The organism is Amycolatopsis sp. NPDC003861, from assembly GCF_053605405.1.
Window position 1 is genome coordinate 22550 of sequence record NZ_JBSGJD010000044.1, and the last position, 23525, is coordinate 46074.

14 protein-coding genes and 1 pseudogene are annotated in these 23525 nt (G+C 72.3%); 9 read left to right on the forward strand and 6 right to left on the reverse strand.

Annotated elements, in window-relative coordinates; translation table 11 throughout:
• Positions 1 to 5 precede the first annotated feature (5 nt).
• The 5 genes from ACWEVN_RS14240 to ACWEVN_RS14260 are packed head-to-tail and all read left to right on the forward strand — an operon-like array spanning position 6 to position 15998.
• Positions 6 to 7439 (forward strand): amino acid adenylation domain-containing protein, encoded by a 7434-nt coding sequence (locus ACWEVN_RS14240; protein ID WP_452051493.1) that lies wholly within the window; start codon positions 6 to 8, stop codon positions 7437 to 7439.
• Entirely contained in the window at positions 7423 to 8679 is a 1257-nt protein-coding gene (locus ACWEVN_RS14245; protein ID WP_452051494.1) for an MFS transporter, read from the forward strand. Before ACWEVN_RS14240 ends, ACWEVN_RS14245 begins: the two co-directional genes overlap by 17 nt.
• Positions 8676 to 9632, forward strand: coding sequence for a threonine ammonia-lyase (locus tag ACWEVN_RS14250; protein WP_452051495.1), 957 nt, complete (start codon positions 8676 to 8678; stop codon positions 9630 to 9632). Before ACWEVN_RS14245 ends, ACWEVN_RS14250 begins: the two co-directional genes overlap by 4 nt.
• A 1-nt stretch (position 9633) precedes the next feature.
• Positions 9634 to 15774 carry an amino acid adenylation domain-containing protein gene (locus ACWEVN_RS14255; protein WP_452051496.1) on the forward strand — a complete coding sequence of 2047 codons (6141 nt, stop codon included), beginning with the start codon at positions 9634 to 9636 and terminating at the stop codon, positions 15772 to 15774.
• Complete coding sequence (locus ACWEVN_RS14260; RefSeq protein WP_449684773.1) at positions 15771 to 15998, forward strand: MbtH family protein; 228 nt, start codon at positions 15771 to 15773, stop codon at positions 15996 to 15998. The genes ACWEVN_RS14255 and ACWEVN_RS14260 overlap by 4 nt, the downstream gene beginning before the upstream one ends.
• 30 nt (positions 15999 to 16028) lie before the next feature.
• Here ACWEVN_RS14260 and ACWEVN_RS14265 read toward each other — a convergent pair whose 3' ends face one another.
• Positions 16029 to 16469 (reverse strand): transposase, encoded by a 441-nt coding sequence (locus tag ACWEVN_RS14265; RefSeq protein WP_452051497.1) that lies wholly within the window; start codon positions 16467 to 16469, stop codon positions 16029 to 16031.
• Positions 16459 to 16593 carry a hypothetical protein gene (locus ACWEVN_RS14270; protein WP_452051498.1) on the reverse strand — a complete coding sequence of 45 codons (135 nt, stop codon included), beginning with the start codon at positions 16591 to 16593 and terminating at the stop codon, positions 16459 to 16461. The genes ACWEVN_RS14265 and ACWEVN_RS14270 overlap by 11 nt, the downstream gene beginning before the upstream one ends.
• A 269-nt stretch (positions 16594 to 16862) precedes the next feature.
• On the opposite strand from ACWEVN_RS14270, the gene ACWEVN_RS14275 reads away from it, so the two are divergent.
• Genes ACWEVN_RS14275 through vanX form a run of 3 tightly spaced genes read left to right on the forward strand, consistent with a single transcriptional unit; the run spans position 16863 to position 19451 of the window.
• Entirely contained in the window at positions 16863 to 17843 is a 981-nt protein-coding gene (locus ACWEVN_RS14275) for a D-isomer specific 2-hydroxyacid dehydrogenase family protein (protein ID WP_452051499.1), read from the forward strand.
• A complete protein-coding gene (gene vanA, locus ACWEVN_RS14280) occupies positions 17830 to 18846 on the forward strand; it encodes a D-alanine--(R)-lactate ligase (RefSeq protein WP_452051500.1) in 1017 nt (338 codons plus the stop codon). Before ACWEVN_RS14275 ends, vanA begins: the two co-directional genes overlap by 14 nt.
• A complete protein-coding gene (vanX, locus tag ACWEVN_RS14285) occupies positions 18843 to 19451 on the forward strand; it encodes a D-Ala-D-Ala dipeptidase VanX (RefSeq protein WP_452051501.1) in 609 nt (202 codons plus the stop codon). Before vanA ends, vanX begins: the two co-directional genes overlap by 4 nt.
• Here vanX and ACWEVN_RS14290 read toward each other — a convergent pair.
• Together ACWEVN_RS14290 and ACWEVN_RS14295 are read right to left on the reverse strand one after the other, a co-directional pair.
• Positions 19427 to 20503: a sensor histidine kinase gene (locus ACWEVN_RS14290; protein WP_449684779.1), complete on the reverse strand. Its 1077-nt coding sequence runs from the start codon at positions 20501 to 20503 to the stop codon at positions 19427 to 19429. The genes vanX and ACWEVN_RS14290 overlap by 25 nt on opposite strands.
• A 10-nt stretch (positions 20504 to 20513) precedes the next feature.
• Positions 20514 to 21191, reverse strand: a complete 678-nt coding sequence (locus tag ACWEVN_RS14295; RefSeq protein ID WP_449684780.1) for a response regulator transcription factor — start codon at positions 21189 to 21191, stop codon at positions 20514 to 20516.
• Positions 21192 to 21279: 88 nt separating this feature from the next.
• Here ACWEVN_RS14295 and ACWEVN_RS14300 point away from each other — a divergent pair, with 88 nt between their 5' ends.
• A complete protein-coding gene (locus tag ACWEVN_RS14300; RefSeq protein ID WP_452051502.1) occupies positions 21280 to 21753 on the forward strand; it encodes a M15 family metallopeptidase in 474 nt (157 codons plus the stop codon).
• 130 nt (positions 21754 to 21883) lie between these two features.
• Here ACWEVN_RS14300 and ACWEVN_RS14305 read toward each other — a convergent pair whose 3' ends face one another.
• Together ACWEVN_RS14305 and ACWEVN_RS14310 are read right to left on the reverse strand one after the other, a co-directional pair.
• Positions 21884 to 23230 carry a restriction system modified-DNA reader domain-containing protein gene (locus ACWEVN_RS14305; protein WP_452051503.1) on the reverse strand — a complete coding sequence of 449 codons (1347 nt, stop codon included), beginning with the start codon at positions 23228 to 23230 and terminating at the stop codon, positions 21884 to 21886.
• Positions 23224 to 23525, reverse strand: a pseudogene (locus tag ACWEVN_RS14310) (hypothetical protein); the annotation flags it as partial. The pseudogene ACWEVN_RS14310 and the gene ACWEVN_RS14305, both read right to left, overlap by 7 nt.

The window sequence follows — 23525 nt, forward strand, 5'->3', positions numbered from 1 at the left end:
CCGCCGTGCGTGCAGCCCTGCGCAAGGCCGCCGCCGGGACCGGCGTCTACCCCGACGAGCAGCGTCTCGTGCCGTCCGCCGGCCAGGAACGGCTGTGGTTCCTCGACCAGCTGTCCCCTGGCAGCCCGGCCTACAACGTGCCGCTCGCGTTCCGGCTGAGCGGCCCGCTCGACGTCGCCGCAATGGGCCAGGCCCTCGCCGCGGTCGTCGCGCGGCACGACTCACTCCGCTCGAACATCGTCGCCGCGGATGGCACGCCGGTGCTCACGATCACCCCGGACCACCGGGTCGTCATCGCCGTCGACGACATCGGCAGCGACGCCGCCGGCGAGCAAGCCTGGCTCGGCAGGCACATCCGGGCGCCGTTCGACCTGGGCCGCGACCCGCTCGTGCGCGCCCGGCTCGCCAGGTTCGGCGCGGATCACCACCTGCTGCTGGTGGTGATCCACCACGCCGTGTGCGACGGATGGTCCCAGGACGTCCTGGTTCGCGAACTGTCCACTGCGTACGATCAGCTTGTCCGAACTGGACAGACGAACCTGCCGCCGGCGCCGGCACAGTACCCGGACTTCGCCGCGTGGCAGCGGGAGCGGCTCGCCGAGCGCAGCGCGGCCGAGCTGGCTCACTGGCGCGAGCACCTCGCGGGTGCGCCGGAGTCGCTCGAGCTGCCGACCGACTTCCCGCGCCCGTCCGCCGCCACCCTGCGCGGAGACGACCTGCCGGTCATCGTGTCCCCGGAGACCTCGCGCAAGCTGCGGGCCCTCGCCCGGGCCGAGGGCACGACGCTGTTCCCGGTGCTGCTCGCCGCGTTCCAGACGCTGCTCGCCCGCTACACCGGCAGCCGCGACGTGGTCGCGGGCACGCCCATGGCGGGCCGGGTCCGAGGTGGCACCGAGGATGTGATCGGGTTCTTCGTCAACACGGTGCCCTTGCGGGTCGACGTCGGCGACGCGTCAGTACGGGAGCTGGTGACCCGCTGCCGGGAAGCGACGCTCACCGCCTACGAACACCAGGAACTGCCCCTCGAACTGCTCGCCGACCGCGTGCGCGGCACCGGGCACGACACCCTCGTCCGCGCGCTCGTCCAGCTCGACGACGCACCACGCGTGCTCGCGGCGGGTGGCGCGGAGTGGACGCCGGTGGCGGTCACCAACGGCGCCGCCCGCTTCGACCTCGACTTCATGGCGGTCGACGGCGGGGAACTGACCGGGCAGCTGCGCTACGCCCGTGACCTGTTCACCCGGGCGACCGCGGAGCGCATGGCGGGTCACCTCGGTCTGGTGCTCGCGGCGTTCGCCGAGGACCCCGACCAGCAGGCGCTGCATATTCCACTGTGGACGGACGAGGAGCGGGCGCTGGTCCGCGCCGCCAACGACACCTCGGTGCCAGCCCCAAGCGCGTGCCTGCACGAGCTGGTCTCCGCGCAGGTGGCGAGAACTCCGGACCTGATCGCCGTCGCCGACGAGCACACCGAGCTGACCTTCCGCGAGCTCGACCGGCGGGCCAACCGGCTCGCTCACCGGTTGCGCGAGCTCGGTGCCGGACCGGACATCCTGGTCGGGGTCTGCCTCCCGCGATCGACGGAGCTCGTCGTGGCCCTGCTCGCGGTCCTCAAGGCAGGTGCGGGCTACCTGCCGCTCGAACCCGACCTCCCGCCGGTACGGCTCGCACGCATGGTCGCGGATGCGCGCCCGGTCGCGGTCGTGACCGAGACCGAAGCGACCCGCGCACTGCGGAGCACCGACCTGCCCCCGGTCGTCCTCCTCGACCGCGACGACCTCACGGACCTCCCGGACGGAGCACCCGGCACCGGCGTGACCCCGGATGCCACCGCATACGTGATCTACACCTCCGGCTCGACCGGGTCGCCGAAGGGAGTCGCGATCCCGCACCGGGCCGTGGTGAACCACCACCTCTGGCTCGCCGGCGAGCTGGGCCTCGACCGCGCCGACGTCGTCCTGCAGAAGACACCGTTCGGGTTCGACGTCTCCGTCTGGGAGCTGTTCCTGCCGCTGATGACGGGAGCGCGCATGGTGCTGGCCCGTCCCGGAGGGCACCGCGACCCGCGCTACCTCGCCGAGCTGATCGACGACGCGGGCGTGACCGCGGCGCACTTCGTGCCGTCGATGCTGCGGACCTTCGTCGACGCCACCGGAGTCCCCGCCGGCACGAGCCTGCGCGTGCTCATCTGCAGCGGTGAGGCGCTACCCGGTGACCTGCGCGACCGGGTGCTCGCCGAGTTCGACGGCTCCCTGCTCAACCTGTACGGCCCGACCGAGACCACGATCCACAGTGCCGGCGCCTGGGCGTCCACAACGGACCGTGGCGCGGTCGCGTCGATCGGCCGTCCGATGTGGAACACCACGGCGCACGTGTTCGATCCCGACGGCAGGCCGGCGGGGTTCGGGCTGCCGGGCGAGCTGTACCACGGCGGGACCGCGGTCGGCCGGGGTTACCTGCACAAGCCGGGGCTGACCGCGGAGCGATTCGTGCCCGATCCCACCGTGTTCGGAGGCCGGCGCTACGCGACCGGCGACGTGGTCCGCTGGCGGCCGGACGGCACGCTCGAGTTCCTCGGCCGCACCGACCACCAGGTCAAGGTCAACGGGCAGCGGATCGAACCGGCCGAGATCGCGGCCGCCCTCGCCGCGCACCCGGCGGTGGGCGAGGTCGCGGTGCGCCCGGTCGCCGACCGGGCGGGCACCACCACACTCGCCGCGTACCTCACCGTCGCCGGTCCGGCGCCCGGACCGGCGGAGCTGCGTGCCCACCTCCGAGAACACCTGCCGGCAGGCTGGGTGCCGCAGCACTTCGTCGTGCTGGACGCACTGCCGCGCACAGCCAACGGCAAGCTCGACCGGGACGCGCTCCCCGCACCTGAACCGGCACCGGCGAGCAGCACGCCCCTCCGGACCGATGGCGAGCGTGCGCTGGCCGGAATCTGGGCCGAGGTGCTCGGCAGGGCGGACATCGGCGCCGACGCCCGCTTCTTCGACCTCGGCGGCCACTCACTCCAGTTGATCCAGATGGTGGCGCGGCTCGAGCGCGCGACCGGGGTGCGGGTTCCGGTGCAGATCGCGTTCGAGGCGGCCACGCTCGCCGACCTCGCCCAGTACGTCGAGGCGCAGGCCGGTGGCGAGAGCACGCCGCCGGTCCGCGTGTCGCGTCGGAGCGGCACCGACGCGCTGTCATACGGCCAGGAACGGCTGTGGTTCCTCGACCGGCTGGTGCCCGGCTCCCCGGCCTACAACGTGCAGCTGGTGCTCGCGCTGCCCGAACTACTGGACGTGCCCGCACTGCGGGCGGCACTCACCGAGGTCGTGCGCCGCCACGAGATCCTCCGCACCGTCTACGACGACACCGGCAGCGGCCCGGCCGGCCGGTCGCTGCCCGCCGAGCCGGTGCCACTTCCGGAGGTGGACCTGACGGCGCACGCGGACCAGGACGGCGCGGTCCGGGCCGCGGCCGACACCCAGGCACGGCTCCCGTTCGATCTCGCCACCGGACCGTTGCTGCGGGCCGAGTTGCTGCTGCGGGCCGGTCGGCCGGTGCTGGTGCTGACGATGCACCACATCGTCACCGACGGCTGGTCGCTCGGGCTGCTCGTCGACGAGCTGGCCGGGCTGTACCACGGGCGCACGCTCGCCGAGCCCGCGCTCCAGTACGCCGACTACGCCGCGTGGCAGCGGGACCGGATGGCGGGCGAGCGGCTGGACCGCGAGCTCGACCACTGGCGGTCCGTACTGGACGGGGCACCCGCGATCCTCGACCTGCCGGGCACCGGCGTCCGGCCACCCGTGCCGACCTACCGCGGCGGCATCCGGCGGTTCACGCTCGACGCCGGCCTCACCTCGGCGGTGCGTGCGGTGGCCATGGCGCACGGCGCGACGCCGTTCATGGTGCTGCTGACCGGGTTCACGCTGCTGCTCGCCCGGTTCGGCGGCAAGGACGACCTCGTGGTCGGCACGCCGGTGGCCGGGCGTGCGACCTCGGAACTGGAGGACGTGCCCGGCTTCTTCGTCAACACCGTCGCGCTGCGCGCCGATCTGTCCGGCGCCACGACCTTCGCGGACGCGCTGACGGTCGTGCTGGACGCGGCAGTCGCCGCCTACGAGCACCAGGACGTGCCGTTCGAGAAGGTCGTCGAGGCGGCGGCGCCGCACCGGGACCTCGCCCACCAGCCGTTCCACCAGGTCATGTTCGAGCTGCACACGCCCCGCCCGGCCGGCGAGACGTGGGCCGAGGTGTTGCCGGTCGGCGTGTCCAACGACACGGTCAAGAACGACCTGACCCTGGTCGCCACCGACTCGGGCGACCGGTTCGACTGCGGCCTCCGGTTCGCCACCGACGTGTTCGCCGGTGCGGAGGCGGACGTCCTCGTCGAGGGATGGCGCACCATCCTGGCCGCCATGGTCGCCGACCCGTCCGCACCGCACGCCGACGTGTCGCTGCTGACCGCGGCGGGACAGGCCCTGCTCGACCGCGCGGGCGACACCGCCACACCGGTCCCCGACACCGGAGTGGCCGCGCTGGTCGCCGCGCGGGCGGCGCTGCACCCGGACGCGGACGCGGTGGTGTGCGGGGACGAGGTCGTGACGTACCGGGATCTGGACCGCCGGGCCGCCCGGCTGGCGGGCCGGCTCACGGCATTGGGCGCCGGACCCGAACGGCTCATCGCGGTGCGGCTGCCGCGCGGCGTCGACCTCGTCGTCGCCCTCCTCGCCGTCTGGCGCACCGGAGCGGGCTTCGTCGCAGTGGATCCGGAGCTGCCGCCCCGGCGGGCCGCGGACGTGCTCGCCGACGCACGGCCCGACCTCGAGCTCACCGAACTGCCCCCGCTCGAGGACGGGCCCGAGCCGCCGCCGCGGCTCGTCCACCCGGACGGCCGCGCGTACGTCGTCTACACCTCCGGTACGACCGGCACCCCGAAGGGCATCTCCGGCACCCACCGCGGAGTCGCCAACTACCTGGCCGATCTGAGCCGGGCCGGTCTCGTCACCGCTGCCGACACGGTGACGGCGTTGACCACCGTGTCCTTCGACGCGTCGCTGCGCGACCTGCTGCTCCCGCTCGCCGTCGGCGCACGCGTCGTCCTCGTGCCGGGCGGTGCGGCCGATCTCGACGCGGTTGCCGGCGCCATCGCCGAGACGACGGTCGTGCCCGCCGTCGTGCCGTCGCTGCTGCGCATGCTCACCACACGCGGGAGGCAGTGGCCGGATCTGCGGACCGTGCTGGTCTCCGGTGAGCCGCTGCACCCCGAGGACGTGGCCGCGGTGGCGGCCGTCGCGCCGAATGCGGCCGTCTACAACATGTACGGGCCCAGCGAAACGACCATGACCACCACCCGCCACCGCGTCCGGCCCGGCGCGACCGACCGGATCCCGGTGGGCACGGCGATCGGCAACACCCGGGTCGAGGTGCTCGACGAACGGTTGCGCCCGGTGGGGATCGGCATGCCGGGCCGCGTCTTCATCGGTGGCGCGGGCCTCGCACGCGGCTACCACCGGCAGCCGGGGCGCACCGCCGAGCGGTTCGTTCCCCACCCCACCAGGGCCGGGGAACGGTTGTACGACACCGGTGACCGCGCCCGGTACCTGCCTGACGGGACTCTGCAGTACCTCGGGCGCACCGACCACCAGCTCAAGGTCAACGGGGTGCGCATCGACCCGAGCGAGATCGAGGCAGCGCTGTGCGCGCACCCCGCGATCGCCGAGGCCGCGGTGCACGCACCCGGCGGCAGGCTGGTGGCGTGCGTGGTGCCGGCGGGCACTTTGCCCACGCCCCAGCGTATCCGCGCCGATCTGGCCGACCGGCTGCCCACCACCCACCTCCCGGCCGGTTTCGTCCCGCTCGACCGGCTCCCGCGCACCACGACCGGGAAGATCCGCCGCGATGCGCTCCCCGGACCCGCGGCGGAGGCGGTGACCGACCAGCACCCGCGCGACGGTGTCGAGGAGCTGATAGCCCGCGTTTGGCGCGACGTCCTCGACGTGCCGGAAGTCGGGGTGCACCAGGACTTCTTCACCCTCGGCGGACATTCGCTGCTCGCCGCACGGACCGTCGCCGGGCTACGGGAGTCGCTGGGCGTGCTGCTGCCCGTGCGTGCGTTGTTCGAGAGCCCGACTGTCGCGGAGCTCGCGACGCGGGTCCGTGACGCGGAAGCCGACCCGCTGCCCGAACTCGTGCCGGCTTCGGGCGAGCCGGTGCTGACCGCCGCGCAGCGTCGGCTGTGGTCCCTGGAACGGAGTTCCGGGCGGTATGCGTGCTACAACGTGCCGATCGTCCGGCGGCTGCGCGGCGAGCTCGACCAGGACGCGCTGGCGACGGCCCTCACCGGGCTCGTCGCACGGCACGACGCGCTGCGGACGGTCTTCCCCGCGCACGGCCCGCAGCTCCGGCCGCCCGCGCCGGTGCCGCTCGAGGTGGTCGACGTGGCTCCCGCCGACCTGGCAGGTGCGGTCGCGGCGCGGACCGGGCGGCCGTTCGACCTGGCGGCCGGGCCATTGCTGCGTGCGACGCTGCTGCGGCAGGGCCCGCGGGACCACGTCCTGTGCGTGGTCATCCATCACCTCGTCGCCGACGGGTGGTCGGTCGGCCTGGTTCTCCGCGACCTCACCGCGCTGTACCAGTCCACTGTGGAGCTTCCGTCGGTCGCGCGGTACGCGGACTTCGCCGCGTGGCAGCGGACATATCTCACCCACGAGTTCGTCGCGGCCGAACTCGACCACTGGCGTCGCGAACTCGCCGGGGCCGGCGCGCTGTTCGAGCTGCCACCGGACTACCCGCGGCTCACCGGGCCCGCCCGGCCGGCCCGTGGCAGGGTGACCCGCACCCTCACCGCCGCGCAGAGCGCCCGGGTCCACGAGCTGTGCCGCCGGCTGCGGGCGACACCGTTCATGGTGCTCATGGCGGCGTTCCAGGCCGCGCTCGGCACCCGGTTCGGCCGGGACGACTTCACGGTCGCGGTGCCCATGGCCAATCGCGACCGCCCGGAGCTCGACGCGATCGTGGGGTACGTCGCGAACATGGTGGTGCTGCGGGCCGATCTGACCGGCCGGCCGGACTTCGCCACGCTGGTCGACCGCACGCGGGGCCGGGTGCTCGACGCCCATTCCCACCGCCACCTGCCGTTGGAACTCCTGCTCGACGAGCTGGCGCCCGACCAGGCCGCGAGCCACGCGCCGCTCGCGCAGGCGCTGTTCAACATGCAGGACTTCCCGCACCGCGCCGTCGAGGTTGCCGGACTGGAGATCGAGCACACCGGCCTGAACGAGGTCTGGGCCCGCTACCCGATCACGCTGTTCGCGCACGACCGGCCGGGAGGTGTGTTCCTCGACCTGATCTACGACCAGGAGCTGTTCGACCCGGGCCGGGCCGGGTCGCTCCTGGACACGATGGTGACAGCGACCGAGGCGGATGGCGATGACCTTGCTGCGTAACGGCCCGTTCGTGCGCCTGTGGACGGGACAGACGATCTCCGAGTTCGGCTATCACCTCTCGCTGGTGGCGTTGCCACTGGTCGCGGTGATCCAGCTCGACGCGACGGCCACCGAGATGGGGCTGTTCGTCGGCATCGGCATGGCACCCATGGCGTTCGCATGGCCGTTCTTCGGGGTGCTCGCCGACCGGGTCGACCGCCGCCGGATGCTGGTCGCGACCTACACCGGCCGCGCGGTGCTGCTCGGTTCGCTGCCGGTCGCGGCGCTACTCGGCCTGCTCTCCATGCCGTGGCTGATCGTCGGGTACTTCCTGGTCAGCACGCTGCACGTGGCGTTCAGTGTGGTGTCGCCCTCGCTGCTGCCCGCGCTGGTGAGCGGGCGCGAGCTGGTGGACGCCAACAGCAAGCTGGAACTCACCCGTTCCGCCGCGATGATCGTCGGTCCGTCGATCGCCGGGTTCCTGGTGGAGTTGCTCGGCGCCGCCAACACCGTCGCCATCGACGCGGTCTGCTACCTCGCGGCAGCCGGGTTGATCGTCACCCTCGCCGTGCCGAAGCGGGCGGGGGCGGCGGAAACGACCGCGGCGCCCTCGGCGGCCTCGGTCTGGCGGGACATCCGCGAAGGCCTGTCGACCGTGTTCGGCGACCGGCTGCTGCGCCCGATGGCGATCTCGTCCGGGATCATGAACGCCTTCTTCTACATCCGCACCCCGATCCTCGCCCTGTTCGTGCTGGAGGACCTCGGTTTCTCGGCCGGGAGCCTCGGGCTGATCCTGGCCGCGGCCGGGCCGGGGGCGCTGGTCGGCTCGTTCGTCGTGCGCAAGGTCAACGACCGAGCCGGCCTCGGCACCACGGTGACCTGGGCGGCGTTCGTCGCGGGCGGGCCGGTGCTGATCGTCCCGCTGGTGCCGGACAACAGCTGGTGGAGCCTGGGGTTGCTGATCCTGTCGACCTTCACGGTGAGCGCGGGGGTGCAGACCTACAGCATCAGCCTGGTCAGCGCGCGGCAGATCATGACACCCGACCACCTGCTGGGGCGGGTGAACGCGACGTTCCGCTGGGTCGCCTGGGCGGCCACCCCGGTCACCGCGGTGGTGAGCGGGCTGCTCGCGGAGCTGTTCGGGCTGCGCGGGGCGATCGCGGTCGCGGGCGCCGGACTCCTGCTCCCCGCCCTGTTCCTGGCGTTCTCACCAGTCCGCGGCACCCGGATCGTCCCAGGCCTGGCGGGACAGCCGTCATGACGCTCGCCCGCGACGAAATGATGCCGCTGGCGGAGTACCTGGGCGCCCACCGCACGGCCATCGAGGAGGCGGCCCGGCGGCTGCGGTTCCGCATCCGGCACACGCCGCTGCACGCGCTGCCCTGCGGGACCCGGCTCAAGCTCGAGTCGATGCAGGTGTCGGGGTCGTTCAAGATGCGCGGTGCGTACAACGCGCTGTTGCGGCTGCCCGGTCACCCCGCGGGTGTGGTCGCCCCCAGCTCCGGCAACCACGCCAGGGCGGTGGCCACCGCCGGGCGGGCGCTGGGCATCGCGGTGACGGTCGTGGCACCGGAGAACGTGCTGCCCACGAAGCTCGCTGCCGTCCGCGACCTCGGCGCCGAGGTGATCACCCACGGCGTCACCTTCGGCAACCGCGACGGGCTGGCCCGCGCGATCGCCGCCGAACGCGGCTGGCCGTTCGTGCACTCTTCCGACGACTGGGACGTCATCCATGGTCAGGCCACAGTCGCCGAGGAGATCATGGCCGCGGTCCGGGATCTCGCGACCGTCGTGGTGCCGGTCGGCGGTGGCGGCCTGCTCGGCGGTACCGCTCTCGCGGTCAAATCCCGCGCCCCGCACGTCGCGGTCATCGGGGTGGAGCCGGAACGGGCCGCGGACGCCGCGGCCAGCCTGCGCACCGGCCGGCTGCACCGGCTCCACGGCGAGGCCGACACCATCGCCGACGGGGCCCGGGTGGCGAGCCTCGGCGAACGGCCGTTCGAGGTCGTTGTCGGCAGGGGGCTGGTCGACGACATCGTCACCGTCTCCGAGGACAGCATCCGCACCGCGTGGCACGCCATGGCAGACGTGCCGGCCGAACCGACCGCGGCGCTGCCGCTCGCTGCGCTGCTCGACAGAGCGGTTCCCGCCGGCACCGGCACGGTGCTGGTCATCAGCGGCGGCAACGTCAAACGCCCCGCATCGGAGACGTGAGATGGACCTTCGCCCGACCCCGGATCTCATCGAGGAGCAGTGCCACCGTGCACCGGACGCGACGGCGGTGACGTTCGAAGGCACCCACCTCACCTTTAGCGAGCTCGATGACCGGGCCGCGCGGTTCGCGGCCCGGCTGCGCGAGCTCGGCGTCGGCGCGGAGACGGTGGTCGGCGTGTGCCTGCCGCGCGGCATCGACCTGATCGTCACGCTCGTCGCGATCTGGCAGGCGGGTGGGGCGTATGTGCCGCTCGACCCGGACTACCCGCGCGAGCGGCTGCGGTACATGGTCGCCGACGCCACCCCGGCGGTGCTGGTCACCGACACCACCGGCCGGGCGGGAGCGCTGCTCGACGACAACGAGCACCGGCCCGAGCTGGTGTGCCTCGACCGGGACCGCGGCACGGTCCTGGCCGGAGCCCGGATCGACCTGCGCGTCCGTACCGCGCCGGACAACCTCGCTTACGTCATCTACACGTCGGGCTCGACCGGGCGGCCGAAGGCCACGATGCTCGACCACCGGTCGGTGGCCAACTACCTTGCGTGGACCAGGGATCTGCTGCCGGTCGGCGCCGGCGATGCCGTGCTGCTGCGCACCGCGATCAGCTTCGACCCGTCCGTGTGGGAGCTGTTCCTCCCGTTGACCACCGGCGCCCGGCTCGTCGTGCCGAAGCAGGACGGGCACCGCGAGCCCGACTACCTGTCCGCGTTGATCGCCAGGGAACGAGTCACGGTCGCGCAGTTCGTGCCGTCGCTGCTGCACCTGTTCCTCGACGAGGCCGACCCGGCCTCGTGCGCGAGCCTGCGCTGGCTGGTGGCGGGCGGCGAGGCGCTGCCCGCCGCCCTGGCCGACCGGGTGGCGGCGGCCCTCGACGTCGAGTTCTACAACCTCTACGGGCCGACCGAGACCACGATCTCCTCGACGTTCGCCCGGTGCCGGGGCGGCGAGTCACCCGTGCCGATCGGGGTCGCTGTGCCCGGCAACACGCTGCACGTGCTCGACGAGCACCTGCGCCCGGTCCCGCCCGGCACACCGGGTGAGCTGCACATCGGGGGCGTCGCGGTGGGCCGGGGCTACTTCCGCAGACCTGGCCTGACCGCAGCCCGGTTCGTGCCCGATCCGACCGTGCCCGGCGGACGCCTGTACCGGACCGGTGACCTGGTCCGCGAGCGTCCGGACGGGCAGCTCGACTACCTCGGGAGGCTGGACAACCAGATCAAGGTCAACGGAGTCCGGGTCGAGGCGGGCGAGATCGAGGCGGTGCTCACCGGCCACCCGGGGGTCGCGGCCGCCGTGGTCCACCAGCGCGACGGACGGCTCGTCGCCTACGTGGTGCCCGGTCCCGGCACGCCGGGACCGGGCGCGCGGGAGCTGCGCGAGCACCTCGCGGACTCGCTGCCCGCCATGGTCGTGCCGCGGTACTACGTGACGTTGCCGCGTTTTCCGCTCAACCCCGCGGGAAAGGTCGACCGAGCCGCGCTCCCCGCGCCCGGCCCGGAGCGGGCCGAGGACCACGTCGCGCCGTCGAACGACCTCGAACGGCGGCTCGCCGGGATCTGGTCGGCGGTATTGGGTGCCGACGGGGTCGGCGTGACCGACCACTTCCTCGACGTCGGCGGGCACTCGCTCGCGGGGATCCGGGTCGTCACCAGGATCGCGCGGCAGCTGGGCGTCCGGCTCACGTTCGCCGACCTGGTGCGTGCCGGCACGGTCGCGGGTCTCGCCGACCTGATCTCCACCCGGGGGCGGGACGCGGCGGACGAACCGCGGCCGCTGCCGCGTGACGGACGGCCGCTGCCGCTGTCGTTCGCGCAGGAGCAGCTGTGGTTCGTCGAGCAGGTGGGAGACCAGGCAGGCACCTACAACCTGGCACTGGCCCTGCACCTGTCCGGGCCTCTCGACGTCGACGTGCTGCGCGAGGCAGTCACCGGGTTGCTCGCCCGCCACGAGACGCTGCGAACGACCTTCCACGCCGAGAACGGTGTGCCGTACGCCCGGGTGCACCCGCCCGGGGCGGCGAGGATGGCGGTCGACGATGTCGCACCGGACGAGGTGGCCGCCGCGCTGGCCGAGGAGACCGCGCGGCCGTTCGACCTGGCGACGTACCCGCTGGTGCGGGCCCGGGTCTTGCGGGTCGGCGCGGACGAGCACGTTCTGGTCGTCGTGGTGCACCACATCGTCGCCGACGGGATGTCGTTGGACGTGCTCGCTCGCGACCTCGGCTCGATCTACGCGGGTGCGGAACTGCCCGTGCCCGCCATGCAGTACGCCGACTTCGCCGCCTGGCAACGAGAGCGGCTCACCGGCGTTCGCCTCGACGCCGGGCTCTCGTACTGGAAATCCACTTTGGATGGTGCGGAGCTCGTGCTCGACCTGCCGAGTGACCTGGTGCGCCCGGCGGTGCAGGACTTCCACGGCGGCCGGGTCTCGTTCACCGTCGACGGCATCCTGTGTGCCCGGCTGCGCGAGCTCGCCAGGGCCGGGCAGGCCACGTTGTTCATGGTGCTGCTGGCCGGCTACCAGGCACTGCTCGCCCGGTACACCGGCCGGGACGACGTGCTGGTCGGTTCCCCCGTCTCCGGGCGGGACCACGTCGACTTCGAGCCGCTGGCCGGGCTGTTCGTCAACACGGTCGTGTTTCGCACCTCGGTGTCCGGCGACCCGAGTTTCCGGCAGCTGCTCGATCGGGTGGCGGAGACCGCGCTCGGCGCCTACGCGCACCAGGACGTGCCGTTCGAGCGTCTCGTCGAGGCGCTGGCGCCGGACCGCGACCTCACCCGGCATCCCATCGTGCAGGCGCAGTTCGTCGTGGAGAGCGATCCAGCGGCCGCCTTCGCCGTGCCCGGCCTTGCCGCGCGCTCGGTGCCGGTCCCGGTGGGCGGGGTCAAGTGTGACTTGCGGCTCGCGGTGACCGAGCACGCCGGCGGCCTGACCGGGACGCTCGAGTTCGACAGAGACGTCGTCGACCAGGCCTGGGCGGAGACGTTCGTGGCGCACTGGCTGCGGCTGCTCGACCTCGTCGCCGCCGAACCGGACCGCCCGGTGATGCGCGTGCCGCTCACCCCGGCACCGGTCCCGCGACGGGTCACCCCCGCGGTGGCCGACCCGTGGGAGCCGGTGGCCCGGCAGATCGCTGCCCGGCCGGACCGGGTCGCGGTGCGTGCCGCCGGGACCGACGTCACGTACGCCGAGCTCGGCGCCCGCGTCGACCGCCTCGCCACCCGGCTCGTGGGGGCCGGTGCGGGACCGGAGACGCTCGTCGCCGTCCACCTCGGCCGGGACGCGGACCTGGTCGTCGCCCTGATGGCGGTGTGGCGGGCCGGGGCGGGGTTCGTGCCGCTCGACCCGGAGCACCCGCCTGCTCGGCTGGCCGGAATCCTCGACGACACCCGCCCCGGCGTGTTGCTGACGAAGAAACCTCTGCCGGGGTTCGCGGGCCCGGTGGTCCAGGCAAGCGACCGGCCGGTCGACCGGATCGCGGAGTTCCCCCGGGCCGAGCCGGACAGCCTGGCCTACGTCGTGCACACCTCCGGCTCGACCGGGGCGGCCAAGGGGATCGCGGGCACGCGCCGCGGCGTGGCGAACTATCTCGCGGATATGCGGCGGCGCGAGTACGCGGGCCCTGGTGACACCGTGGCGGCGATGACGACCGTCTCGTTCGACGCGAGCCTGCGCGACCTCGTGTTCCCGCTGACGGTCGGCGCGCGGATCGCGCTGCTGACCGACGGGGTGGCCGATCTGGACACGGCCGTCGACGTGCTCGCAGCCGAACCGGTGAGCGTGGTCGCGTCCGTCGTCCCGTCGGTCCTGCGGGTGCTCACCGGCCACCTCGTCCGGCGCAGGGTCACGCTGCCGGCGCTGCGCACCGTCCTGGTCAGCGGCGAGCCGCTGCACGCGGGTGACGTACTCGACCTCGCCGTGGTCGCGCCCTCGGCGCGCGTGGTCAACATGTACGGCCCCAGCGAGACGACGATGACGACCACCGCACACGAGGTCCGGGCGCCCGCGGTGCACCGCCACGTGCCCGTCGGCCGGCCGATCGACGGCACGTGGGTCGAGTTGCTCGACGACGAGATGATCCCGGTGGGCACCGGCCTGCCCGGCCACGTCTACGTCGGTGGCGCCGGCCTGGCCCGCGGCTACCACGGCAACCCGACGCTGACCGCGGACCGGTTCGTGCCCCACCCGACGCTGCCGGGGCAACGCCTCTACCGCACCGGCGACCGGGCCAGGCACCTGCCCGACGGCACCCTGCAGTACCTCGGGCGGTCCGACGACCAGCTCAAGGTCAACGGCGTCCGCTTCGACCCGGCTGACGTGGAGGCGGCGCTGCGGGCGCACCCGACCGTCGGCCGGGCGGCCGTCGCGGTGCACGGGGTGCTGGTGGCGTACGTGGTCGCGGACCCCGCCGTGGCGGCGGTCGCGGAACCGGTCGTGCTGCGCGCGTTCCTCGCCGAGTCGCTGCCGCACGCGCTCGTGCCGTCGGCATACGTGCCGCTGACCGAGCTGCCCACGACACCGACGGGGAAGCTCGCCCGGCGCGCGCTGCCGGCCCCACCGGAGCCCGCGATGGCAGGCGGGCGGGCGCCGGAAACGGAGGCGGAACGGGTCCTGGCGGCCGTCTGGGCGCAGGTGCTCGACGTGCCGGCACCGGCGGCGGACGCCAACTACTTCGCGCTCGGCGGCGACTCGATCCGCGCCATCCAGATCGTCGCGCGGGCGGCGAGCGCCGGGCTGCACCTGACCCCGCGGCAGTTCTTCGCCCACCAGACGATCGCCGAGCTCGCCGCGGTCGCCACACCGGTCGAGGCGCCGGTCGTCATACCGCCGGACTGGGCCGCCCGGCGTGCGGCGATCCTGCGCCGCGACCCGGCCGCGGCGGACGCGTACCCGCTGGCACCGACCCAGGAAGGCATGCTCTTCCACGTACTCGCCGAACCGGGCAGCGGTCTGTACGTCAGCCAGACGGTGTGGCCGCAGGAGGGGCTCGACCCGGACACGTGCACCGCGGCGTGGGCGGAGCTGGCGCGCCGCCACCCGGTGCTGCGCACCCGTTTCGTGCTCGACGACCGGCAAGAACCGTGGCAGGTGGTGGACCGGCACGCCACACCGGCCGCCGACGTCGTCCTCGGCACCGCCTGGCCGCCGGACACCCACCGCAAACGGCTCGAGGAGCTGTTGCTGACCGACCGCATCCGGGGCTTCGACCCGTTCGAGGCGCCGCTGGTCCGGCTGACCATGGTCGACCTCGCAGACGGGGACTGGGTGGTGGCGTTGACCAGCCATCACCTCGTGCTGGACGGCTGGAGCCTCGTCGCGCTGGTCGACGAGTACCTCGCCGTGTACGACGCGCTCCGCGCCGGCGCACCGCCACCGCACGACCCGGCGCCGTCCTGGTCGGCGCACATCGCGTGGCTCCGTGCGCAGGACCACGAGCGGGCCCGCCCGTTCTGGCAGCGGTCCCTGGCGGGCTTCCGCGAGCCGACCCCACTGCCGTCGCGCGCGTCCGGCGGGTCGGGGCACGCGCAGTGCGAGCGCCTGCTCGACCTCGGTGACCGGCTGACCGGGTTCACGAGGACACACCGGGTCACCGCGAACACGGTGCTGCAGGCGGCGTGGGGTCTGGTCTTGTCCCGGTACGCGGGCACCCCGGACGTCGTCTTCGGCGTGACGCGCAGCGGCCGGTCAACGGAACCGGACAACACCCGCATGCTCGGGATGTTCATCAACACGCTGCCGGTGCGGGTCACCATCCCGGCGGACGGGGACCTGGTGACGTGGCTGCAGGACAACCAGCGCCACCAGGCGGAGCTGCCGTCGGACCACACACCGCTGGTGCGGGTGCACGGCTGGAGCGAGGTGCCGGGCAATGTGCCGCTGTTCGAGACCATCCTGGTGGTCGAGAACTATCCGGTGCGCAAGTCGGTCCGCGAACGACTCGCGCCGGCGGGCGCCACCGCGGTATCCGCGAAGACGTGGACGAACTACCCGTTCACCCTGGTGGTCACACCGGGCGACCGGATGCGCCTCGAAGCCGTGTTCGACCGAGGGCGGTACGACGACCGCTTCGTGGCGCACGTGCTCGCCAACTTCGAAGCCGTGCTGGACAACATCATCACCGACACCGAGGAGCCGCAGTGACGTACCGGGTGGTCGTCAACGACGAGGAGCAGTACTCGATCTGGCCGGCGGACCGCGAAGGCCCGCCCGGCTGGACCGCGACCGGGTTCACCGGCACGAAGGAGGAGTGCCTGTCCCACATCGACGAGGTATGGACCGACATGCGCCCGGCAAGCCTCCGTCGCGCCATGTCTGCTTCGGACGGACCGGTCACGGGACAACGTGTCTCGAAGCACCCGGGCTAGTGCTCTGTCCAGATAGGTTCGCCGGGTCGGTCAGGCGGCGGTGGTGAGGGGTTGTCCGCCCCAGCGGATGCCCTTCTCACTGCGGATGCGTGCGCGTCCACGACGTTGCGCGGAGAGCACATCGGGGTGCCGGGCGTTGGCGTTGCGCCAGCGCAGGTAGTCGTGCAGCCTGCGGGCCAGCACCGGGTCATTGGGATGGTCGGAACCGGCGATGACAAAGGCGCGTAGCGGCCCGAAGTGCGCCTCGATGGGGTTGGCCCAGGACGAGTAGGTCGGGGTAAAGCAGAGTTCGACCTTGTTACGTGCCGCCCAGGTGCGAATCGCGTTGCCGCGGTGGGCGGAGAGGTTGTCCAGGATGATGTAGATCGGTGCCCCGTCCGGACGCGCGGCGCGGATTGATTTGAGTGCGGCCAGGGTGTGCGCGGCGGACTTCTTCCTGCGCACGACGCCCCAGAGGGTGTCATCGCCCACGGACCCGCTCCGGGAACTTGCTGGTGACGTGCTCGATCCTGGCCAGCTTCGCGTCCCGGTCCGGGTCGTTGGACTCCTTCCAGGTCTTGGTGCGCTGGAAACTGATTTCGTGCCATCCACCCACCCTGGCCGCAAGCCGATCACCAGCCCCAAACGCCGACCGGCGTGTCACCAAACCGGCCAACGTTCATGGACAGAGCACTAGCTGGACAGCGGGGTGTAGTCGCCGAGTTGCCGGGCACGGCTGGGGCGATCCCGCTTGACCGGCGGCGGCGGCCCAGCGGCGGCAGGCCATGATCTCCCCTCGGGGGTACTTACCAGACGGTAACTTATCTTCGGTGTATCCAAAAGCGCATACGTGCCGGCAACGCCGTCTTCCCTTGACTGGTCGGCATGAGCGAACCGGCACTCGGGATGACGATCTATGGGTGTGCACCCGATGAGGCCCTGCTGTTCCGGGAGCTGGCGCCGCGCTTCGGGGTGACGCCGACCATCACGGACGCTGCCCTGTGCGAGGCCAACGTCGGGCTCGCCGCCGGCCGCCGGTGCGTCAGCGTCGGCCACAAGTCGCCGGTCGACGACCGGACTCTTCGTGCGCTCAGCCGGATCGGCGTCTCCTACCTCTCCACGAGGAGCATCGGCTACGACCACGTCGATGTCGGGTACGCGCACAGCGTCGGCATTTCCGTGGGGAACGTCGCCTATTCGCCGGACAGCGTGGCCGACTACACGCTCATGCTCATGCTCATGCTGTCGCGGGACGCCCGGTCCGTCATCCGGCGGGCCGGCGAGCACGACTACCGGTTGAACGACGTGCGGGGAAAGGAACTGCGCGATCTGACCGTCGGGGTGATCGGGACCGGACGGATCGGCGCCGCGGTCGTCCGGCGGCTGCGCGGGTTCGGCGCCCGGGTGGTGGCGTACGACAGCCGGCCGCACGCGGACGTCGACTACCTGCCGCTCGAAGAACTGCTGCGGTCGAGCGACATCGTCACCCTCCACACGCCACTCGACGCCGGTACGCGTCACCTCCTGGACCGGGGGCGGCTCGAGCTGATGAAGCCCGGTGCGTTCGTCGTCAACACCGGGCGAGGGCCGCTTCTCGATACCGGAGCCCTCGTCGAGGCGCTGGAAACCGGCCGGCTGGGCGGGGCCGCACTCGATGTCCTCGAAGGAGAAGAAGGCGTCTTCTACGCCGACTGGCGGGGGCGGCCCGTCGAGAGCGACCTGCTGGTGCGGCTGCAGAAACTGCCGAACGTGCTCGTCAGCCCGCACACCGCCTATTACACGGACCACGCGCTGCGCGACACCGTCGAAAACTCCATCGTCAACTGCCTGAAATTCGAAAGCGGGGAACGGCATGGCCAAGGTTAGGCTCGGGATCATCTTCGGGGGCGGTTCCGAAGAACACCCCGTCTCGGTCAAGTCCGCGCAAGAGGTCGCGAAACACCTCGACACCGGGAAGTACGCACCGAGCTGGGTCGGGATCACGAAGACCGGGGCCTGGAAGCTCTGTGACGGACCGGAAGCGGGCTGGGAAGACGGGCGGACCGTCGTTCTGTCGCCGGACCGGAGCGTTCCCGGGCTGCTCGTCCTGGAAGACGGGAAGTACGAGACGATCGAGCTGGACGTGGTGCTGCCCGTGCTGCACGGCAAGCTCGGCGAGGACGGGGCGATCCAGGGTCTGCTGGAACTCTCCGGCCTTCCCTACGCCGGCTGCGACGTCCAGAGTTCGGCTCTGTGCATGGACAAATCACTCGCCTACGTCGTCGCCCGGAGCGCGGGCATCGCCACGCCGAACTTCCGGACCGTTCAGGCGGGCGAGGACGTCGACGGGCTCACCTATCCCGTTTTCGTGAAGCCGGCCCGTTCCGGCTCCTCCTTCGGCGTCAGCAAGGTGTCCGGTGCGGACGAGCTGGCGGCGGCCATCGCGACCGCGGCGCAGTACGACTCGAAGGTGCTGATCGAGGAGGCCGTGGCCGGCAGCGAGGTCGGGTGCGCGATCCTGGGCCGCGGCTCGGAGCTCTTCGCCGCGGAGGTGGATCGGATCGCCCTTTCCCACGGCTTTTTCCGGATCCACCAGGAGGACGCACCCGAAAGCGGCTCCGAGAACTCGACGCCCGTCGTGCCCGCCGACATCCCGGCGGAAACCCGCGCCCGCGTCCAGGAGACGGCGAAAGCCATCTACCGCGCGTTGGGCTGCGGGGGACTGGCCCGGGTGGACATGTTCCTCACCGACGACGGCACGGTGGTCCTCAACGAGGTCAACACCTTGCCCGGCCTGACGTCCTACAGCCGTTACCCGCGGATGATGGCCGCCGCCGGGGTGCCGCTCCCGGACCTGATCGACCGGATCGTCGCCGGGACCGCCCGATGAACGACGACTTCGCCTTCGTGGACGAGGTGGTACCCGGCATCCGCTGGGACGCCAAGTACGCCACCTGGGACAACTTCACCGGCAAGCCGGTGGACGGCTACCTGGTCAACCGGATCGTCGGCACGAAGACCTTGTGCGCTGCCCTCGGCGAAGCGCAGGAGAAGGCCGCGTCCTTCGGTTTCGGCCTGGTGCTGTGGGACGGCTACCGCCCGCAACGCGCCGTCGACCGCTTCCTGCGCTGGGTGGACGAACCCGAGGACGGCCGCACGAAGCTGTGGCACTACCCGAACATCGACCGGCGCGCGATGTTCGCCAAGGGGTACGTGGCCGCCAAGTCGGGGCACAGCCGGGGCAGCACCGTGGATCTGACGCTCTACCACCTCGACACCGGCGAGCTCGCGTCCATGGGCGGTGGCCACGACCTGATGGACGCGATCTCGCACCACGACGCCCGGGGGATCCCGCAGGCCGAAGCCGCGAACCGCGCCTGCCTGCGGTCCATCATGGAGGGTTGCGGGTTTGCCGCGTACGAGCGCGAATGGTGGCACTACGGCCTGAAGGACGAGCCCTACCTGGACACCTATTTCGACTTCCCCGTCGCGTGATCGGGCAGCCGGACGGTGACGCGGAGGCCGCCCGCCGGTCGCGGGACCAGCGTGAGCGTTCCGTCGTGGGCCTGGGTGATGCTCTTGACGATGGCCAGGCCGAGGCCGACGCCCGCCTGGTCGGTGCGGATGCGCTCGGTGCCGCGCTGGAAGGGCTCGGCGAGGGTGGCCACCAGGGGCCGCGGGAGGTGGTCGCCGGTGTTTTCCACGGTGAGCACCACCGTCCCCGGCTCGGCGCCGGTCGTGACCCACACCGCGCCGCGCTCGGGCAGGTTGTGGACGATCGCGTTGTGCACCAGGTTCGTCGTCAGCTGCAGCAGGAGCGCCGGTGAGCCGAGGGCGGGCGCGGCGTCGCCGGACGTCTCGATGGTGACGCCCCGCTTCTCGGCGAGGGGCAGGAGCGTTTCGGCGGCTTCCTCCGCGACCAGGGACAGGTCGACGCGGTCGCGGCTGAAGGCCCGCTGCTCGGCGCGGCTGAGCAGCAGCAGGGCCTCGGTGAGCTCGATCGCCCGGGTGTTGACGACGCGAAGGCGTTCGTCGAGCTCGTCGGTGGTGCGTTCGGGGTCGTTGCGGGCGACGTCGAGCAGGCTCTGTGTGATCGCCAGCGGCGTGCGCAGCTCGTGGGAGGCGTTGGCGGCGAACCGGCGTTGCTCGGCGACGTGCGTCTCGAGCCGCGCGAGCATGGTGTCGAAGGCGTCGGCGAGCTCGCGGAACTCGTCGGCGCGGCCGGGCAGCCGGATGCGGTGGGAGAGCGAGCCGGTGGCGGCGACGCGCGTGGCGTCGGTGATGCGGGTCAGCGGGTCGAGCATCCGGCCGGCCAGGACCCAGCCGCCCAGCAGCCCGAACACCAGCAGGAAGACGATCACGACGGCCATGAACGGGACGAACGCGCGCACCAGGCGTGCGCGGTTGATCCAGAAGTTGCCCTCGGTGATGATCCAGCCGTTGGGCAGGAAGTACAGGTAGAAGGCCAGCACGGCACCCAGGAGCAGGAGGCCGGCCAGCATGACGAACCCGGCGTAGCTGAGGGTGAGCTTCAGGCGGGCGCTCAACCCCGGTTCCCTAGCCACGGTCCTCGTCGCCGGTGTCGATGCGGTAGCCGACGCCGGGCACGGTCGCGATGATCCCGGGTTCGCCGAGCCGCTTGCGCAGCACGGACACCGTGATGCGCACGGCGTTGGTGAACGGGTCGGCGTTCTCGTCCCAGGCCCGCTCCAGCAGCTCTTCGGCGCTGATCACCCCGCCCCCGGCGGCGACGAGCACTTCGAGCACGGCGAACTGCTTGCGCGTCAGGGCCACGTACCGGCCGTCGCGGTAGACCTCGCGGCGGAACGGGTCCAGGCGCAGGCCGGCGATTTCGTGTACCGGCGGCCGGTTGTGCGCGCGCCGGCGGTCGAGGGCGCGGAGCCGGAGCACGAGTTCGCGGAGCTCGAACGGCTTCGTGAGGTAGTCGTCGGCGCCGAGGCCGAAGCCGGTGGCCTTGTCGTCGAGCCGGTCGGCGGCGGTGAGCATGAGGATCGGCAGGCCGCTGCCGGAGGCGACGATGTGCCGGGCGACCTCGTCGCCGGACGGGCCGGGGATGTCGCGGTCGAGGACGGCGATGTCGTAGGTGTTGACGCTCAGCAGCTCCAACGCGGTGTCGCCGTCGCCGGCGGTGTCCGCCGCGATGGCCTCCAGCCGGAGGCCGTCGCGGATGGCGTCGGCCAGGTAGGGCTCGTCCTCGACGATCAAGACACGCACCCCGCCGATGCTACGAGCGGGTGCCTATCGGGCGCATATCGGAAAGCGCGTACGTACCGGCAACACCCCGCGGCCTTGACTGACGGCCATGACCTCCAGCCAGCGCACGTCCCTCGGCCGGGGACACGGCGCCGTCCCGGACGGCCTGCCGGTCTTCGACGACTCCCCGGCCGTGGCGAACCTCGAACCCGGCCTGCTCGACGCCCTCCGCCGGGCCGCGGTGGCCGCCGCGGCCGACGGCGTGTCGTTCGTCGTCAACGGCGGCTGGCGTTCCTGGGCGTACCAGGAACAGCTACGGCGTCAGGGGATCGCGAAGCACGGCTCGGAAGCGGCCGCGGCCCGCTGGGTGACGACCCCGGACCGGTCGGCCCACGTGCGGGGCCAGGCCGTCGATGTCGGGCCGCCCGCGGCTCGGAAGTGGCTGGCCGAACACGGTGCGCGGTACGGGCTGTGCCAGATCTACCGCAACGAGCCGTGGCACTACGAGCTGCGGCCCGAAGCCGTCGAACACGGGTGCCCGCCGATGTACGCCGATCCGTCGGAGGATCCGCGGATGCGGTAGCCGCCGGAGGAGGAGAGTGCTCCGATGGTTTCCGAGCTCGACCGGGCGAGGCTGCTGCCCGAGGCGACCGCCGTGCTCGAGGAGGACGCGCCGTACCACCCACTGGGCTTTCCGGCCGGTGGGAGGCGTCCTAGGCGCGGGTGCGGTAGCGGTGCAGCAGGCTGTTGAAGTGCCGCAGCTTCTCGACGGTGTCTTCGGAGATCGGGTCCGGGTGGAAGTGCATGACGCTGTTGCGGATCTGCCGGATCTCGTTCAGGCGGGCGATGAACGCCGGCCGGTCCAGGGGCCAGCCGATGCGGTTCCAGGCGTCCTTGTTCTCCAGGATGCGCTGGTAGTCGCCGAAGGTCAGGTGGTCGAAGCTGTCGACCGGGCGGCCGCACAGGGGCCGGACGGCCGGGAGGTCCAGTTCGCACCGGATGATCCAGCGGAGCGTCTGGTCCAGCTCGCCCAGCTGGAAGAACGGCGTGGCCATCTCGCCGTAGCGCCGGGCGACGTCGGAGGTCGTGACGATGCCCTGCACGGCCCGGCTCTCGTCGGTGACCAGCACGAACTCCTGCTGCTGCAGGGTGGGCAGGACGTCGAACAGGTCGCGGTCGTAGGCGACGACTTCGGCGTGGACGATCGCGTCCGCGAGCCTCGCCCCGGGCTTGCTGTGCATGGCCTGCACGATCGAGCGCCACGTCACGGCTCCGCGGGGGTTGCGCGGGCCGCTCAGCACGGCCAGCTGCGAGAAGTCGTTGAGGAGCATCGTGGTGATGGCTTCATCGAGCGAGCTGTTGGGCCCGACGAACGCCAGGCCTTCGACCGGCTTCAGGTTGCCCACCGTCAGGCGGACGTCCAGGTCGCCGCCGCCTTCGTCGTCTTCGGTGGCCGGCAGGACGTCGGGAGCCGCCGGTTCTTCGGGCTCCTCCGGTGGCGTCGTCAGGGTGACGACGGTGTCGAGGGTGACCGCGCGGAAGCCGGGGGACGTCACCAATCCGTGGTTGGCCAGGCCCGCTTCGATCCGGCCGATCTGGTCGCCGCGGTCGGTCACGCCCCACAGCTTCAGCAGCTCGCGGACCGTGATGCGCTCGGGATCGCCTTGGTCGGCACGGGTGCGAGCCTGCCGCAACCGCTCGTGGACGCGCTGGTCCCCGTTCTGCCGGTCGGTGGCCGAGATCGCCTGGTCGAGGAAGTCCTGGCGCACCGAATCCAGCAGGCGCTGCTCGGCCACCACCACCCAGGCCCGCCACCCGTCGACCGCGCGCATCCCGGCGGCCACCATCGCCGCGCGGGAGGGCGAGCGGAACTCCTCGCCGTCGGGCTCGAGCCGGATCTTGCCGGTGGCGGTGACGGTCGCGTCGAAGGTCGCGCCGACGCGCTTGCGCTCGAACTTGAGCTTCGTCCCGGGCGCCAGCAGGCCGGCTTCCAGCAGGTCCGGCACGGTGACGCGGCGGCCGTCGATCAGGTGCATCGAGCGGCCGTCGGCGGTCACCACTTCCGCAGCCCGGCGAACTTGCGCCGGGCGCCGATGGCCTGCTTGAGGATCCGGCGTTTCAGTTCCTTCTGGCTCAGGCGGTCCACCCGGGTGAGCTGCAGCTCGGTGGCGACGGCGAGCAGGCTGTCCCGGTCGAGGCGCTGGGCGTCGAGGTAGGCGGCGCCCTGCTCCTCGGTTTCGGTTTCGCGCAGGTGGGCGGCGACGGCGGCCGCGTCGACGCCCGGTCGCGCGGTCGCCGCCGGAGGAGTGCGGACCGGCCGCAGATCGCAAGAGCGTCGAGTATGGAAAGAGAGTT

Excerpts from the sequence above, each read along its gene's own strand:
- ACWEVN_RS14275 (WP_452051499.1), top strand. The coding sequence starts at position 16,863 with ATGAGCGAACCGGCACTCGGGATGACGATCTATGGGTGTGCACCCGAT.
- vanA (WP_452051500.1), top strand. The coding sequence starts at position 17,830 with ATGGCCAAGGTTAGGCTCGGGATCATCTTCGGGGGCGGTTCCGAAGAA.
- ACWEVN_RS14245 (WP_452051494.1), top strand. The coding sequence starts at position 7,423 with ATGACCTTGCTGCGTAACGGCCCGTTCGTGCGCCTGTGGACGGGACAG.
- ACWEVN_RS14255 (WP_452051496.1), top strand. The coding sequence starts at position 9,634 with ATGGACCTTCGCCCGACCCCGGATCTCATCGAGGAGCAGTGCCACCGT.
- ACWEVN_RS14300 (WP_452051502.1), top strand. The coding sequence starts at position 21,280 with ATGACCTCCAGCCAGCGCACGTCCCTCGGCCGGGGACACGGCGCCGTC.
- vanX (WP_452051501.1), top strand. The coding sequence starts at position 18,843 with ATGAACGACGACTTCGCCTTCGTGGACGAGGTGGTACCCGGCATCCGC.
- ACWEVN_RS14250 (WP_452051495.1), top strand. The coding sequence starts at position 8,676 with ATGACGCTCGCCCGCGACGAAATGATGCCGCTGGCGGAGTACCTGGGC.